At 48.6% G+C, this 459-nt stretch carries 1 pseudogene; it reads left to right on the top strand.

Annotated features, from left to right (window positions below):
* Positions 1-459 (top strand): annotated as a pseudogene (locus FE392_RS19290) (IS5 family transposase); the annotation flags it as partial.

Genomic DNA, 459 nt, shown 5'->3' with positions numbered 1-459 from the left:
ACATCACAATGGCTCATTTCCGATGAGCTTTGGCAAAAAATGGAACCGTTACTGCCTGAACATAAAACCCATCATCCTTTAGGATGCCATCGTCATCGCGTCGATAACCGTGCCGCCATGAATGCTATCTTCTTTGTATTGAGGACCGGATGTCAGTGGAATGCTTTAAATGCCACCGGAATTTGTTCTTCAAGCAGTGCCCATCGCCGTTTCCAGGAATGGCAAGCCGCGGGCGTGTTTGAACGATTTTGGCAAAATGGCTTATTGGCCAGTAAAAAAGTGGGGGCGATTGATTGGAGCCAGCTATCCCTGGATGGTTGTCTGACGAAAGCCCCGCTTGCCGGAACAAAAAAAAACAGGCCGCAATCCAACAGACAGAGGAAAACAGGGCGTTAAAAGAAGTCTTCTGACTGACGGAAAGGGTTTGCCTTTAGCCGTGACAGTTGCGCCAGCAAATAC

Origin of the sequence: Xenorhabdus santafensis, assembly GCF_033949405.1 — a bacterium.
GTDB lineage: Bacteria > Pseudomonadota > Gammaproteobacteria > Enterobacterales > Enterobacteriaceae > Xenorhabdus > Xenorhabdus santafensis.
This window is presented reverse-complemented; position numbering and strand designations above follow the sequence as displayed.